Origin of the sequence: Aquaspirillum sp. LM1 (genome assembly GCF_002002905.1) — a bacterium.
Classification (GTDB): domain Bacteria; phylum Pseudomonadota; class Gammaproteobacteria; order Burkholderiales; family Aquaspirillaceae; genus Rivihabitans.
Genome location: NZ_CP019509.1, coordinates 3,421,174 through 3,435,921 on the forward strand (window position 1 = coordinate 3,421,174; position 14,748 = coordinate 3,435,921).

Here is a 14,748-nt window from a genome sequence, read left to right on the forward strand (position 1 = left end):
ACGCAAAGGAACCGTGATGCTGGAATATGCAACCTTGAAACTGATCTGGTGGGGGCTGGTTGGCGTGTTGCTGATCGGCTTTGCCATCATGGATGGCCACGACATGGGCGTGGGCACGCTGCTGCCCTTTGTTGGCCGCGACGATATCGAGCGTCGGGTGGTGATCAACACCGTCGGCCCGCACTGGGACGGCAATCAGGTGTGGTTCATCACCGCCGGCGGGGCGATTTTTGCTGCCTGGCCGCTGGTGTATGCCACGGCGTTTTCTGGATTCTACTGGGCCATGCTGGCAGTGCTGTGGGCGCTGTTCTTCCGCCCGGTGGGGTTTGATTACCGCAGCAAAATTCATCATCCGCGCTGGCGGCAGCTGTGGGACTGGGGGCTGTTTATTGGTGGGGCCGTGCCGCCGCTGATTTTTGGCGTGGCGTTTGGCAATCTGCTGCAGGGCGTGCCGTTTTACTTCCGCCCGGATCTGGTGTCGGTGTATCAGGGCAGCTTCTGGGCCTTGCTCAATCCGTTTGCCCTGCTGTGCGGCGTGGTGTCCAGTGCCATGGTCACCGCACATGGTGCGATTTACCTGATGCACCGCACCGAAGGCGAGATCCAGCGCCGCGCCGGGCGCTGGCTGAACGCTTGCCTGGCAGTGGCGGCACTGGCTTTCACCGTGGCGGGCCTGTGGCTGGCGCGCAGCATCGACGGCTATGTGATCACCTCTGCCGTGGCGGCCAATGCCCTGCCCGACCCGCTGGCCAAGGAAGTCAGCCGTCAGGCCGGTGCCTGGCTGGCCAATTACCAGCGCTGGCCGTGGACCTGGGGGCTGCCGCTGGCGGCCTATCTGGGCTGGCTGGCTACCGCCTGGCTGGCGCGCGCGGGCCGCACCTTTGCCGGCTTCTGGGCCTCGGCACTGGCGCTCAGCGGGGTGATTGCCACCGCCGGAACATCGATGTTTCCATTCATCATGCCGTCCAGCAGCCATCCGGCCTCCAGTCTGACGGTATGGGACAGCGCCTCCAGCCAGCTGACGCTGGGGCTGATGCTGGGAGCCACGGTGATTTTCATGCCCTTGATCATTTTTTACACCCGCTGGGCCTACCAGGTGATGGCCGGCAAGGTCACGGCAGAGTACATCCGTGAACACAGCCACAGCGCCTATTGAGTCGGGCCATCACGGCAGAAAGGATATGGCGCACATGCACATCGCCATTTGTTGTCAGAACGGTCGGGAAGTCAGCGCCCATCCGGGCAAATGCACCCGCTTTATTCTGCTGGACACCGACAGCGACCAGGCGCAGTGGCTGACACTGTCGGCCAACGCCATGCTGCGTCTGGCCACGCTGGACACTCATCCACTGCGCCGCTGCCAGACGGTGCTGGCCCGCGATGGCGGTGCCGACCTGGCCCAACGGCTGGCGGCGGTGGGGGTGACGCTGGCGCTGACGACGCAGGCCGAGCCAGGTGTGGCCGTGGCCGCGTATCTGGCTGGCGACAGCCTGCCGGCCTTGCGCGCCGGCAAGGGGGTGTGTACGCCAGCCTGAACCTTAGCGCGGCGGACAAAACCCTCCTGGCGTGCTGGTGTGACCGTACCGTCTGCGGTCGCCTCGCCAGAAGCGCTACGCTGAGCATTGCAAGTCGTACTTGAGAATCTTCCAGAAAGGACATGATCATGTGGTATTTCGCCTGGGTACTGGGGCTCGGCTTTGCCGTGCTGCTGGCCATTCTCAACGCCATGTGGGGCGAATACGCCCCCAATCGTCAGGGCGGTGGCGATGAAGGCCCGGCCTGACTCGGCCCGACCGCACGCGGCCTTACTGATGCTGGCGGTGGCACTGATGCTGGGGCTGACGCTGGCCCCCCGGCTGTTGCGCCAGGCGGATGGCAGCGCCGACACCTTGACGGCACTGTGGCTGTGCTGGGCAATGTGCGCTGGCTTTGTGCGCGGCGTGGGCTTTGTCCCGTCCAGCCGACCGCTACGCTGGCTACTGGGTGCGCCAGCCTGTGGGCTGGCATTGGCGCTGGCAGCCTGGCGCGTGCTCTGAACCTTGCATTGCCATGGCCCCGCCCGCCCCCGGCGGTGCGCCAGGGTTTCTCCGCTGCCGGCGCTTGCGCCGGCATTTTCTTGCCGAAGTGCCAAATGCACCCAGCCATGGCAAGCGACGCTTGCTCTGGCCGCCGGCTCCCGTAACAATACGCCATGCATTCCACTTACTCCTTGCAGCCCATCGGCATCCTGCACAGCCCCTACCGGGAAAAATTTGGCATCCCACGCCAGCCGGGACTGGCCCCGCATGCGCTGGCCAGCGTGACCCTGCTGCCGCCGTACAATCAGATTGACAGCGTGCGTGGCCTGGACAGCTTTTCTCATGTCTGGCTGATTTTTGCCTTCCACCAAACCGCCGGACACGGCTGGCGGCCCACCGTGCGGCCGCCCCGGCTGGGCGGCAATGCCAGAGTGGGTGTTTTTGCCAGCCGCTCCACCTTCCGCCCCAACCCACTCGGGCTGAGCGTGGCCGAACTGCTCGGCATCGACAGCGAACATGGCGTGGTGCTGCGCCTGCGCGGCGTGGACCTGCTCGACGGCACGCCCATTCTCGATATCAAGCCCTATATCCCGTTTGTGGACAGCCAGCCACAGGCGCGCGGCGGCTTTGTTGATGGCCCGCCGGCCACGCTGGCGGTGGAATGGAGCGCCGCCGCCGCTGCCGCCGTGCAGCGTCATCAAGCCCAGCACCCCGAACTGGCGGCATTGATTGAAGAAGTGCTGGCGCAAGACCCGCGCCCGGCCTACCAGGACAATCCGGCGCGCGAATACGGCGTGCACCTCTATAATTACAATATCCGCTTCCGGATTGACGGGCAGCGCGCTTACGTACTTGATGTGATCGACACCTGCCCCCATGTGCAAGGAACCCCGGCAGGCTGATCTTGTCCAAGCCGGTAGCCAGCCTCTCTTGGCAGCCGGCCCGCCGGCTTACCCCGCATGACCTTATATTTAGGAGACTTCGCATACCATGGCCCACACTGCCAAACATCTCGTCCTGACCCTGGCCACGGCAGCCTTGTTTACTGCACCGTTTGCCGACGCTGCCAAGTTTGGCGGTGGCAAATCCAGCGGCATGCAACGCTCCACCCCGTCCAAGAGCCAATCCTATAACGCCACCCCGGCCCAGCAGGCACCTGCTGCGCCGATGTACGGCAAGACCGCGCCCAATAGCGCGCCACAGCAACGTTCGGGGCCAGGCATTGGTACCGCTGTTGCCGCTGGCGTCGCCGGTGCCGCAGCAGGCTATATGCTGGGCTCGGCCATGAGCGACAACCCAGCGCCAGCCGCTGCCGCCAATGGTGCAGCAGCACCGCAAGCCGCAGGCGCGCCGATGCCGGCCCAACAAGCCCAGGCACTGACCGGTGCCGCGCCGGCAGCGCCGGCCAGCAGTGGCATGCCGTGGGGCACGCTGTTGCTGCTGGCCGCCCTGCTGGGTGGTGGCCTGTGGTGGATGATGCGGCGCAAGGCCACCCCGGCGCTGGGTCGTGGCGGCAAGTCGTCTGGCCAGGGCGCCCGCGACAGCCTGCTGAACAACAATAACAGCCTGCGCAATGGCCCAAGCAACAGCAACCCGCCAGCACCGGGCACGGGCGGTGGCCTGTTTGACCAGTTCAGTCCGGCCCAGCCGGCGGCACCGCTGGCCAATGGCCGCCTGCCGGACGGCACCGAAGTGCCGCACTTCCTGCGTCAGGCCAAAGCCACTTTCATGCACCTGCAAAGCATGAACAACCCGGCCAATGTGGGCGAAGTGGCCAAATACCTGACCCCGGAAATGTTTGCTGCGGTCAAGGCGGAAGTTACCCACAACAGCGAAGTGGCCGATTTTCCGACGCTGAACTGCGACCTGCTGGAAGCAGTGGAAGAAAATGGCCGCTATATCGCCAGCGTGCATTTCCATGGCATGGTCAGCGAATCGGTCAATGCCCCGATCACCCCGTTCTCGGAAGTCTGGCACTACGTCAAAGGCCACGACACCGACAACAAGTGGCTGGTGGCCGGGATTCAGCAGCAGTAAGCCGGATGTGCTGCACGCCGTGAAAAAGGCCCGCCCTGTGCGGGCCTTTTTTGGTGCAAGACGAGACAAAACCATGCACAATTGCGCCGCTTGTGCGGCAGACTGGCGCAAACCGACCATCCTGGCCGCGATTCCGGCAGATTCTGCCCCATCAGAAACAACTGGCATGACATTTGCTGCAAGAACACACCCTGGCCCTCGACCTCTCCACGCCTGACCCTGCCACCATGAACGCACATCTTGCTCCCCCTTGCCTGCCATTATCGGCCCCTGCGCCGGCGGGATTGGTGTGCAGTTCGCATTTTCAGCCCATTTACAGCCTGGCGCACCGCCGGCTGATTGGCGTGGAAGGCCTGTTGCGGGCACATGACCCTCAGGGTCAACCCTTGTCGCCGGCAGACCTGTTTGCCCCGCATATGCCCTTGAACCAGCGCACGGCGCTGGACCGTCACGCCCGTGCGCTGCATGTGGCCCACTATGCCCGGCTGGGGCTGAACAACAGCTGGCTGTTCCTCAATGCCGACGCCGAAGGGTTCTTGCTTGACCCGCAGGCGGTTGACCGCTTTCCCGACTGGCTGGCCGCCCACGGCCTGACGCCAGACTGTGTGGTGCTGGAAGTGCTGGAGCACCGGATTGACGACCTGGATGCGCTGGTGGCAGCGCTGCAGCAGCTCAAGCAGCAAGGCTGCGTGATCGCGGTGGATGACTTTGGTGCCGGCCACGCCAATATCGACCGGCTGTGGCGGCTGGAGCCCGACATCGTCAAGCTCGACCGCTCGCTGCTGCGCGACGCCAGCCAGACCCGCCAGGCGCGCGCACTGTATCCCCGGCTGGTGGCCATGCTGCAGGAAATCGGCGCACTGGTGGTGGCAGAGGGCGTGGAAACCGAACGGGAAGGGGTGATTGCGCTGGAATCGCAGGCAGATTTTGTCCAGGGCTATTACTTTGCCCGCCCGGCCCCGCAATTGCCGGACAGCCTGCAGGTGCTGCCGGTGCTGGATACCCTGTGGCATGATTTTGAAGTGCGCGAACAGGCGCGCCGGCAGAACGCCGCCGCCGTCTACCGCAGTGTCCACGCTGCCTTTCGCCAGTGCGCCAATGCGCTGGCGGCAGGCATTCCCCTGGCGGAAGCCAGCATCATGCTGCGCCAGCATCCGGACGTGCTGCGCTGCTTCTTGCTGAATCAGTTTGGCGAGCAGGTTGGCGACAATATCGGGGCCTACAGCGCCAGCAGCCTGCGCCGCTTTGCGCCGCTGGCCGACGCCAAGGGCGCACGCTGGTCACGCCGGCCTTATTTTCGCAGCGCGCTGGAGCAACCAGGCCGGGTGCAACTGACCCAGCCGTACCTGTCGGTCACCGAGCCGGTATCGTGCGTCACCATGTCGCTGGCGCTGGAAGTGCATGAGCGGGTGCATGTGCTGTGCACCGACCTGCACTGGCACGAACGGGTCAGCCTGCCGCCAGCCTGAGCGGCGCACGCTTTATTCGCGGCGTTCGTTCAGGTATTCGTACAAGGTCACCACTTTTTGCACGCCAGATGTCTCGCTGGCCAGACGGGCCGCTTCTTCGCCCTCGACATCCGACACCAATCCCAGCAAATACACCTCGCCGCGCTCAACCACCACCTTGAAATGGTTGGACGAGAAGTTCTTGCCTTCCAGCAGACGGGCGCGCACCTTGGTGCTCAGGCCGCTGTCGTTCAGCCGGTTGCCCAGGGTGGAGTTGGGTGCAATCACCAGGTAGTTGTGCAGCTTGCGCACACCCGGCAACGCGCGGGCCGTAAAGTCGGCCTGGGCGCGGGCCTGTTCGTCTGGCACTTCGCCGGTCAGCAGGATGGCCCGATTGAACGCAGTCACATTGACATGCGCGCCCGGTGTCTTGCTGCTGATCTGCGAGGCCAGCTTGACTTCAAAGGTTTGGTCATCGGTGTAAGAACCGGTGGTGCGCCGGTCATTGCCCACCCACAGCGCGGCCCCCGCCCCCGCCACCACCGCTGGCACACATGCCGACAGCGTCGGCAAGGCAGCCAGCACACACAGCGCAACAGCAAGACGGCGGCGCATGATCATTCTCCTCCCAGCAGCATGTAGTCGATGGCATCACACAGGGCGTGGATCATCAGGATATGCACCTCCTGGATGCGGGCAGTGCGGTATACCGGCACATTGAGCAGGATGTCTTCGCTGGTGAGCAGCTCGCCAATCTGGCCGCCATCCTTGCCGGTAAAGGCAATCACCGTCATCTGCCGTTCGTGGGCGGAATGAATGGCTTCAATCACATTGGCCGAGTTGCCCGAGGTGGAAATGGCCAGCAGGATGTCGCCAGTCTGGCCAAGTGCGCGCACCTGCTTGGAAAAAATCATGTCGAAGTCGTAGTCGTTGCCAATGGCGGTCAACGCCGAACTGTCGGTGGCCAGCGACAGCGCCGCCAGCCCCGGACGTTCTTTTTCAAACCGGCCAACCATTTCGGCGGCAAAGTGCTGGGCGTCGGCGGCAGATCCACCATTGCCACATGCCAGCACCTTGCCTTCGTTCATCAGGCAGGCCACCATTTTTTCTGCTGCCACGGCAATACCCGGTGACAGCACTTCCATCGCCTGCTGTTTGGCAGCAATGCTTTCAATAAAATGTTCGTTGACGCGCTGGATCAAATCCATCGGGCTTCCTTATCAAATAATGTTTTGCAGCCACTCGGGCGGCTGCTGGCCATCCAGCAGAACGGCATCAAACCGACAGGGTGGCAGGCTGGGCAGCGTGTGCAGATAATGTTCTGCCGTGCGCACCAGCCGGGCCTGCTTGGCCGGGGTAATACTGGCGGCAGCGCCGCCAAAACGGGCCGAGCGGCGCTGGCGTACTTCCACAAACACCAGGGTGGTGCCATCGTGCATGATGAGGTCGATTTCCCCCATCCGGCAGCGATAATTACGGGTCACACACACCAGGCCACGCTGCTGCAACCAGCTCAGCGCCAGCGCTTCGGCCTGCTGTCCACGTTCATTCATGGCTTACTCATCCAGCCAGAGCTGACCGGTGGGCGAGCTTAGCAACAGGCTGCGCTGAACCTCCCGCCCAGACCCCAGTCGCAAACGACCACTCACCCCATCCAGCCACAAGCCAGAGGTATTGCGCCCGGCCAGACGGCGCGCCACGCGAAAGGCATCAATGCCCAGTGCATACAGCCGCTCGGTGGCATGGGTCAGAGGCTCAAGCGGTCGGGGGTAACGTGCCGAAACACCGCTATCTGGCGTCAGCAACCACGGCATGTCCAGCACGGTCACGGTCAACCCTTCCGACCCAACTGGCGCCTGCTCGTTCAGGCTGGGCGGCAAATATGCCGGCACTGCCCCCAGCGTCGGGCGCAGTGCTGCCCATTCTGCCGTATTCAGCATCACCGCCACGGCATCCACCGACTCGCGCTGCTGCTGCCAGCGTTCAGCCTCGGCAGGCCAGCGCAGCGTGCGCGGCTGCCGTCCGGCCAGCTCCACCCAGGCCGCCGTCCACGCCTGAGCCTGGCGCTGCGACAAGGGATCACTGCCAACCATCAGCATCGGAAACACCGAGCCGGCATGGTGCATGGCCTGCGCCACCTGCTCGGCGTCAGCCTCTGCCGCCAGATGCAGCGCGTATAAGCCTGGTGCCGGCTTGGCCGGCAGGGTATTCAGCGCCAGGGTCGGCATCTTGACCAGGGGCGCAATTGCGGCAATTTCCGGACGGGTCAGTGGGCCAATCACCACCTCGGCACCTTCGCTCAGAGCCTGCTGATAGCGCGCCTGCACATCGTCCAGGCGGGTGGTGTACCAGCGCAACTCGGCATCGCCATCCACTTTCCAGGCCGCTTCAATCCCCTGCCGCACCACCTGAGCGGCCTCCCCCAGGCTGTCGCTGCTCAAAGGCAGCAAGATTGCCATTTTCGGTGCAGGGCCAGCAGGCATGGTTTCCACCCGCTTTTCCGCCTGGGCTGGCGGGTGATCGAGAATGGCGGTCAGTGGGGATCTCAGCGCCGGCACGTCGTCCAGTTCAATGCTATAGTTCGGGCCGGCGGCCAACGCCGGTCCGCCCCATCCCATCATCAGCATGGCTGCCAGCAGCATTCGCACCCAAGGAGCCCGTCGTTGCATACTCCACTCTTTCCGATTGTCGAAGACGCGCGTGCGTCTCTGGTGAACGGCACATTATATGTGGTGGCCACACCGATTGGGAACGTAGCCGACATCAGCCTGCGTGCGCTGGCCGTGCTCAGCGCCGCGCATATCGTCTGCGCCGAGGATACCCGGGTAACCGGCCAGTTGCTGTCTCGCTATGGCCTGCACAGCAAGCTGGTCAGTGTACGCGAACATAACGAATGTGCGATGGCAGAAAAAATCTGTGGCTGGCTGGCCGAAGGCCAGATTGTCGCCCAGGTTTCCGATGCGGGCACCCCCGCCGTGTCGGACCCGGGTGCCCGGCTGGTGCACGCCGTGCGGGCGGCCGGCTATCCGGTTTGCCCCATTCCCGGTGCCTGCGCGGCAGTCACTGCGCTGGCCGGCAGCGGCATCACCACCTCCGACTGGCTGTTTCATGGCTTTCTGCCGCCCAAAAGCACCGCCCGCTGCAAGCAGCTGGCGCAGTGGCAGGACGCACCCTATGCCGTGGTACTGTACGAAGCACCGCACCGGATGGCCGACTGCACCCACGATATTGCGGCCACCCTGGGCGCGGATCGGCAAGTGACGCTGGGCCGTGAGCTGACCAAAACCTTTGAAACCCTGCGCACCCTGCCCGCCGGTGAACTGGCCGCCTGGGTGGCCAGCGACAGCAATCAGCAGCGCGGTGAATGCGTGCTGATCATCGACGCCGCCCCGGCGGTGATCGCCAACAACGCCATTGACGCACAGGCCGAACACACCCTGCGCGTGCTGATGGCCGAACTGCCGCCGAAACAGGCGGCCAAACTCACCGCCACGCTGACCGGCGTCCCGCGTGATGCGCTGTACCAGCTGGCCGTCAGCTGGAAACAGGGGCCTGCGGATGAGTCGAATTGACACCGGGGAGCTACGCGCGCAGTTTACAGCGCTAAGCCAGCCCTGTATTATGCCGCTCTTACCACAGGGTGTTTGAATCTCACACCATCCTGACACCTGCCCAGGTGGCGAAATCGGTAGACGCAGGGGACTCAAAATCCCCCGCCGCAAGGCGTGTCGGTTCGAGTCCGACCCTGGGCACCAGCTTAAGCAAGACCGGCCACAAGGCAAATCACCCGCACAGTGCATACTGGCGGGTTTTTTATTGCCCCGGAAAAAAACCGCCCCCCGCCCAGTTGCACTGGTACGGGGGCGGTTTGCCATCACATCAGGCTGACGGATCCTTACGCCACGCCAATCACGCCGCCATCGTCACGGCGAATCACCACGGTGGCCGAACGCGGGCGACCACCGCTGGCACCATCCGGCCAGGCGGAAATGGCTTTCGGCGCAGCCGGATCAGACCGCTCGGACGACGTTTCACCCGGATGCTGGATATTGATGAACAGGGTGCGGTTGTCCGGGGTGAAGGCAATGCCGGTGATTTCGCAGCCACGCGGACCGGTGAGGAAGCGACGGAATTCGCCGCGTTCGGGAATCACCGCCAACATCTGGTTATTGCCCATGCCCAGGTAGTCTTTTTCGTTGAGCGTGCTGGTGGACACATCAGTTTGCACCCACAGCAGGCCATTGCTGGAGAATTTCAGGCCGTCCGGGCTGCCAAAGGTGTCGCCCTGCACGCTGGCCTTCTTGTCGCCCTTGCCGGTTGGGCTGCCGCCCAGCGCAAACAGGTCCCAGACAAACGCCGTCGATGCCGGGTTATTGTCGCCTTCAAACCAGCGGATGATCTGACCAAAGGTGTTGTCCACGCGCGGATTGGCCGCGTCCACCCCTGCTTTCCCGTCTTTGCCGCGCTCGCTGTTGTTGGTCAGCGTGCAGTAGATTTCATACGGCTTGTGCGGGTGAGCAGCAATCCACTCCGGGCGGTCCATCTTGGTAGCCCCCACCAGGTCGGCGGCGCGGCGGGTGTGGATGGAGATATCGGCCTGGCTGGCAAAGCCGTTGGCGGCGGTCAGGCCGTTCTTGCCGTGGCTGAGTTCCAGCCAGTGGCCAGTGTTGTCCTTGTCAAAGCGCGCCACGTACAGCGTGCCGTGATCAAGCAGGTCAAAGTTGGCCTTGCGGTTTTTCGGGTTGTACGTCTTGCTGGACACAAATTTGTAAATGTACTCAAAGCGCTGGTCGTCGCCCATGTACACCACCACGCGGTTGTCCGGTGCCAGCACCACGGTGGCACCTTCGTGCTTGATCCGACCCAGCGCGGTGCGCTTGACCGGGGTGGATTTGGCATCAAACGGATCGATTTCCACCACCCAGCCAAAGCGGTGCGCTTCATTCGGGGTGACCTGGCGGTCAAAGCGGAAATCGGTTTCGGCCCATTTATAGCCGGTGTCGGTGGCTTTAATGCCGTAGCGCTTGTCGTCGGCGCTCAGTTCGCCATTGTTGGCGAAGTAATCGCTCCAGTTTTCTTCACAGGTCAGGTAGGTACCCCACGGCGTCTGGCCGTTGGCGCAGTTGTTCAGCGTGCCCAGAATACGCTCGCCCTTGGGGTCATCCTGGGTTTTCATCAGCGCATGGCCCTTGGCCGGGCCGCCAATGGCACACGGCGTGGTGGCGGTGATGCGGCGGGCCAGTGCCGACGGGCGCACCACGCGCCAGCCTTTGCCGGTGTCTTCCACTTCAATCACTGATACGCCGACAGCGGCCTGGGCTTTGGCGGTTTTTTTCTCACTCCAGTGAGCCATACCATCGGTATGCAGCAAGCCGTCGTCAGTGTATTCGTGGTTGATGGCCAGCAAGCCGCGCTTGCTGTGCGCCGAGCCAAACGGCAGCGGGAAATAGGCCATGCCGTCGTGGTGCATGCCCGCTTGCACGGCCTGTTCTTCGGCGCTATTGCTGGCATCCTGCTTGAACGCCGGCATCTTGCCCGGCACGCCCACCGGATCACCCCAGGCATACAGCACATTGGCGTGGTAGCCCGCCGGCACACGCACCACATCATCGGTCGTGAACGGCAGGCCGGTAAACCCCAGATTCAGCGGGGCCAGCGGGGCGTTGGCAGCAGCAGCCAGCTGGCTGACGCTGGAGCCAGCCAGACCCAGCGCCAGCGAAGCGCCCAAGCCCTTGAGCAGGCCACGACGCTGCAGCGAAGCATCCAGAATGGAAGAAAAAGCCAGGTTGGACGAGTCATTGACGATACTGTCGTCGGTTTTGATCAGGCGGCTCATGGGGTCAGGCTCCGGGAATCAGCAGGCAGGTTGGGAACCTGCCGAAAATACGTCATCCGGATGACACAATCGTGGCCAAATCATGACAAAACCGTGACACGCTGTTGCCCCCAGCGGGCGACGGCGTGTCACGGTGGTACCATCAGGGTTTGCAGCTGGTCGGTTTCAGCCCGGCCAGACCGGCAGTGGCCTTGCTCAGGCTGGCGCTGGCGGCTTCGTCCAGCCCATCCACCCGCACAGTGCTGCTGCTCACTGGCGTGCCGCCACGCGGAGCCAGCTTGGCCGGGTAGCCACTGTCGTTCAGACGCTTGAGCATGGCCTTGGCGCTGTCTTCCTGTGAAAACAGCCCCATCGACAAGGCGTTCTTGTGTTCGCCATCAGTATTGACCACATAGTTGTCAAAGCCCTTGTCTTTCAGGCTGGCCGACTGTTTGAGCACTTCGTCACGGTTGCTTTGCGCTGGCAGATACACCCAGAACTTGCCGCCGGTCCGCCCGGTTTCGTGCACGCTTTCCTGCATCTTGCTGGCCAGGCCGGCCTTGTTCAGCGCAGCTTTCAGCTTGGTGGCAGTGGCACTGTCCAGCTCAGCTGACTGATAGCACATCAGCTTGGGTTTGGCCTTGGCCGCGTCGGTTTTTTCCGGCTTGGCTGCTTCAGGCTTGGGCTCCAGCTTGGCCACTTTATTGTCTGCCGCTGGCTTGGCCTCGGCTTTGGCAGGTGCTTTCGCTTCAGGTTTGGTTTCTGGCTTGGGCTCAGGCTTGGGTTCGGGTTTTTTCACTTCTGCCGGCTTGGCCGCTGGCTTGGTTTCCGCTTTGGTTGGTTCAGGCTTGGCAGGTTCAGGCTTGGTGGGTTCAGCCTTGGGCGCACTGGCCGCAGGTTTGGCCGCGGGTAGCGGCTTGGCGTCAGCTTTGCCAGGCGTTGGCGCAAGCGCCGCCGCAGGTGCTGAAGGTGCGGCAGCAGGACTGGCCGAATGTGCGGCTTCCGGTGCCAGCGCGGCGGCCAGCGAAGCCACAGGCGGCGTGGTCGGCGCAGCAACCGGGGCCGGGGCGTCGGGCTTGGGTGGCAGCGCCGAGCCCGCCTTGGGTGCGGTCAGGGCGGCCAATGGGCTGAGCTCGCCAGTGGGCACCAGCTTGATCTGATTGGCGTTGCTTTCCCGAGTTGTAATATCGGTCACCACCGGCTTGCTGAGTGCGCCCAACAGGGCGATCAGCACATTCGCCGCGACCAGCGCAGCAAGAAACCACTTCATGGACATGTTATCCTGGCTAATCCGTCTAGCGCGAGATTATCCACAATCTGATAGCAAACGGGGAGATACTGCGCAATCAATTTGGCATCGCCCCCGGTCAAATAAACCGTAACAGGGCCATCCAGCGCGCTCAGCCGCTGCGCCTGCTGGACAATCGGTGCCAGCAGGGCATTCAGGCAACCGCTGTAAATCGCATCGGCAGTCTGGGTGGGGTAGTCGGCATACTGGCCATCCGGACGCCCGAGCCGGGCGGTACCGCTGGCCAGGCTGTTGCGCATCAGCGTCAAGCCAGGGGCAATGGAGCCGCCCAGAAACAGGCCGTCAGCGCGCAATGCATCAATGGTCAACGCGGTGCCGGCGCACACCACCACCTTGGCACCCGGCGCGGCACCACCAGCGCCCAGCAGCGCCATCCAGCGGTCGGCACCCAACTGGCGGGTGTCGTAATCACAGCGCACCCCGGCCTGCTCGGCCTGTGGCCATTGCCAGGCCACCGCCAGCCCAGGCGGCAGGCAGGCGGCAATCTGCTGGCCCAGCGCCTCGCTGGCCACGGTGCAGCCCAGCGCCCAGCGTGGACGCCAGCGCTGGCAATCCACCGCCAGCGCCGACAGGTCATCATGCAGCGCGGCCCCTTCGGCCAGCACCTGAGCAGACGCCACCGCGACGATCCGCCATTTCACCCGGGTATTGCCGGCATCGATCAATAATTTCATGCATGCCTCCGCAGGCTGATTTCACCGGCATGCACCGCTTGTTCACCGTGGGCAGTCATCAGCCGTAGCGCGCCATGCGCATCAATGCCCAAGGCAATGCCGGCCAGTGCCTCACCCTGCATGGGCAACAGCACGACGGGCTCGTCCTGCCAGGCGTGCCAATGCTCCCATTCCGCCCGGAATGGCGCAAAGCCGTCATGGGCAAACTGGGTCAGCAGGTCAGCCAGCTCGCTTAACAGCGCAGCGGCCAGGGCGTTGCGCGACAGGCTCAGGCCGGCGTCTGATAGCGCAGCGGCAGGCTGGCCAACATCGCCCGCCGGATGCACGTTCAAGCCCACACCAATCACCACCGCCGACGGGCCAAGCGCATCGCCGGCCAGTTCAATCAAAATCCCGGCCAGCTTACGTTCGCCCAACAAGACATCGTTGGGCCACTTCAGCCTGACCGGTGCTCCCAGGCGATTGAGCACCCGGGTCAGCGCCACGCCAACCAGCAGGCTCAAGCCAGACAACTGACCGACACCACAATCAAACCGCCAGAGCAGGGAAAAAGTCAGTCCGCTGCCCAGCGGGGTTTGCCAGCGCCGGCCCAGCCGGCCACGGCCAGCGGTTTGCACTTCGGCCAGCCGCACCAGGCCATTGGCCTCACCCTGCGCCGCCCGCGCCAGCACATCGCTATTGGTGGAACCGGTTTCATCGACCACCTCCACCCGCAGGCCAGCCGGTAGTCCAGGCTGGATGGCGGAGGCGTCAAGCCAGTCAATCGGGGTGAGCAGGCGATAGCCCTGGCCGCGCACGCGGTCGATCTGCAGATGGTAGTGCTCGGCCAGCGATTGAATGCGGGTGCAGACCGAGGCGCGCGAACAGCCAAGCTCTTCGGCCATACGTTCGCCAGAATGAAAACCGCCGTCAGACAGACGGCGCAAGACTGCCAGAGCCGGGGCTTTCACTGCGCTTAGCCCTGGCTGCGGATGCGGGTGAGCATGGCGGTGGTCGAGGTGGCAAATTCAAACGGAATGGAATGCACCTGCCCGCCGCGCGCCAGGGTTTCTGCACTGCCCACAATCCGGTCAATTGGCCAGTCACCGCCTTTGACCAGCACATCAGGGCGCACCTGTTCAATCAGTTCTGCCGGGGTATCCTGGTCGAACCAGGTGACCAATGACACGCTTTCCAGCGCGGCCATCACGGCGGCGCGCTGTTCCAGCGGGTTGACCGGCCTGTCATCACCCTTGCCCTGCCGGCGCACCGAGGCATCGGTATTCAGCGCCACCACCAGCCCGGCCCCCAGCGCACGCGCCTGGGCCAGATAGGTGACATGCCCCCGATGCAGGATGTCAAAGCAGCCATTGGTCATCACCAGCGGGCGCGGCAGGCTGGCCAGACGGGTGGCCAGTTGCTCGGGAGGACATAGCTTGCGTTCAAACTCGGGGGCAGGGTAGTTCAT

The 14,748-nt window shown here is 63.8% G+C and carries 17 protein-coding genes and 1 tRNA gene; 9 read left to right on the forward strand and 9 right to left on the reverse strand.

The features are described from left to right. Positions 1–16: 16 nt before the first annotated feature. The 7 genes from cydB (at position 17) to BXU06_RS14755 (ending at position 5,524) form a co-directional block, all read left to right on the forward strand. Positions 17–1,156 (forward strand): cytochrome d ubiquinol oxidase subunit II, encoded by a 1,140-nt coding sequence (gene cydB / locus BXU06_RS14725; RefSeq protein ID WP_171982235.1) that lies wholly within the window; start codon positions 17–19, stop codon positions 1,154–1,156. 34 nt (positions 1,157–1,190) lie between these two features. Beyond that, complete coding sequence (locus BXU06_RS14730) at positions 1,191–1,535, forward strand: hypothetical protein (RefSeq protein WP_077301253.1); 345 nt, start codon at positions 1,191–1,193, stop codon at positions 1,533–1,535. A 128-nt stretch (positions 1,536–1,663) separates the two neighbouring features. After that, on the forward strand, positions 1,664–1,783 hold the full coding sequence (gene cydX, locus BXU06_RS14735) for a cytochrome bd-I oxidase subunit CydX (protein WP_077302945.1): 120 nt from the start codon (positions 1,664–1,666) through the stop codon (positions 1,781–1,783). Continuing rightward, the gene (locus BXU06_RS14740) at positions 1,767–2,036 is read left to right on the forward strand and encodes a cyd operon YbgE family protein (RefSeq protein ID WP_077301256.1); all 270 of its coding nucleotides are present in this window, start codon (positions 1,767–1,769) and stop codon (positions 2,034–2,036) included. The genes cydX and BXU06_RS14740 overlap by 17 nt, the downstream gene beginning before the upstream one ends. A 155-nt stretch (positions 2,037–2,191) precedes the next feature. Then, on the forward strand, positions 2,192–2,920 hold the full coding sequence (gene tsaA / locus BXU06_RS14745; protein ID WP_077301259.1) for a tRNA (N6-threonylcarbamoyladenosine(37)-N6)-methyltransferase TrmO: 729 nt from the start codon (positions 2,192–2,194) through the stop codon (positions 2,918–2,920). Between the two features lie 88 nt (positions 2,921–3,008). Further along, the gene (locus BXU06_RS14750; protein ID WP_077301262.1) at positions 3,009–4,055 is read left to right on the forward strand and encodes a Tim44 domain-containing protein; all 1,047 of its coding nucleotides are present in this window, start codon (positions 3,009–3,011) and stop codon (positions 4,053–4,055) included. A gap of 287 nt (positions 4,056–4,342) precedes the next feature. Then, the gene (locus BXU06_RS14755; RefSeq protein WP_171982236.1) at positions 4,343–5,524 is read left to right on the forward strand and encodes an EAL domain-containing protein; all 1,182 of its coding nucleotides are present in this window, start codon (positions 4,343–4,345) and stop codon (positions 5,522–5,524) included. 12 nt (positions 5,525–5,536) lie between these two features. Here BXU06_RS14755 and BXU06_RS14760 read toward each other — a convergent pair whose 3' ends face one another. Genes BXU06_RS14760 through BXU06_RS14775 form a run of 4 tightly spaced genes read right to left on the reverse strand, consistent with a single transcriptional unit; the run spans position 5,537 to position 8,172 of the window. Continuing rightward, entirely contained in the window at positions 5,537–6,118 is a 582-nt protein-coding gene (locus tag BXU06_RS14760) for a BON domain-containing protein (protein WP_077301268.1), read from the reverse strand. 2 nt (positions 6,119–6,120) lie between these two features. After that, entirely contained in the window at positions 6,121–6,711 is a 591-nt protein-coding gene (locus BXU06_RS14765; protein WP_077301271.1) for a phosphoheptose isomerase, read from the reverse strand. Between the two features lie 12 nt (positions 6,712–6,723). Then, positions 6,724–7,056: a YraN family protein gene (locus tag BXU06_RS14770; RefSeq protein ID WP_077301274.1), complete on the reverse strand. Its 333-nt coding sequence runs from the start codon at positions 7,054–7,056 to the stop codon at positions 6,724–6,726. A gap of 3 nt (positions 7,057–7,059) precedes the next feature. Next, complete coding sequence (locus BXU06_RS14775) at positions 7,060–8,172, reverse strand: penicillin-binding protein activator (RefSeq protein WP_077301277.1); 1,113 nt, start codon at positions 8,170–8,172, stop codon at positions 7,060–7,062. Here BXU06_RS14775 and rsmI point away from each other — a divergent pair. Then, on the forward strand, positions 8,167–9,075 hold the full coding sequence (gene rsmI / locus BXU06_RS14780) for a 16S rRNA (cytidine(1402)-2'-O)-methyltransferase (RefSeq protein ID WP_253189478.1): 909 nt from the start codon (positions 8,167–8,169) through the stop codon (positions 9,073–9,075). The genes BXU06_RS14775 and rsmI overlap by 6 nt on opposite strands. A 98-nt stretch (positions 9,076–9,173) precedes the next feature. Further along, a tRNA-Leu gene (locus BXU06_RS14785) sits at positions 9,174–9,258 on the forward strand. A 140-nt stretch (positions 9,259–9,398) separates the two neighbouring features. On the opposite strand, the gene BXU06_RS14790 is transcribed toward BXU06_RS14785, so the two are convergent. The 5 genes from BXU06_RS14790 to rfaE2 form a co-directional block, all read right to left on the reverse strand. Continuing rightward, complete coding sequence (locus BXU06_RS14790; RefSeq protein ID WP_077301280.1) at positions 9,399–11,339, reverse strand: PhoX family phosphatase; 1,941 nt, start codon at positions 11,337–11,339, stop codon at positions 9,399–9,401. Positions 11,340–11,481: 142 nt separating this feature from the next. Further along, positions 11,482–12,588 (reverse strand): SPOR domain-containing protein, encoded by a 1,107-nt coding sequence (locus BXU06_RS14795; protein WP_150125227.1) that lies wholly within the window; start codon positions 12,586–12,588, stop codon positions 11,482–11,484. Further along, positions 12,585–13,301: a type III pantothenate kinase gene (locus BXU06_RS14800; RefSeq protein WP_077301286.1), complete on the reverse strand. Its 717-nt coding sequence runs from the start codon at positions 13,299–13,301 to the stop codon at positions 12,585–12,587. The genes BXU06_RS14795 and BXU06_RS14800 overlap by 4 nt, the downstream gene beginning before the upstream one ends. Then, the gene (locus BXU06_RS14805) at positions 13,298–14,251 is read right to left on the reverse strand and encodes a biotin--[acetyl-CoA-carboxylase] ligase (protein ID WP_256364049.1); all 954 of its coding nucleotides are present in this window, start codon (positions 14,249–14,251) and stop codon (positions 13,298–13,300) included. The genes BXU06_RS14800 and BXU06_RS14805 overlap by 4 nt, the downstream gene beginning before the upstream one ends. A 5-nt stretch (positions 14,252–14,256) precedes the next feature. Continuing rightward, a complete protein-coding gene (rfaE2, locus tag BXU06_RS14810) occupies positions 14,257–14,748 on the reverse strand; it encodes a D-glycero-beta-D-manno-heptose 1-phosphate adenylyltransferase (RefSeq protein ID WP_077301289.1) in 492 nt (163 codons plus the stop codon).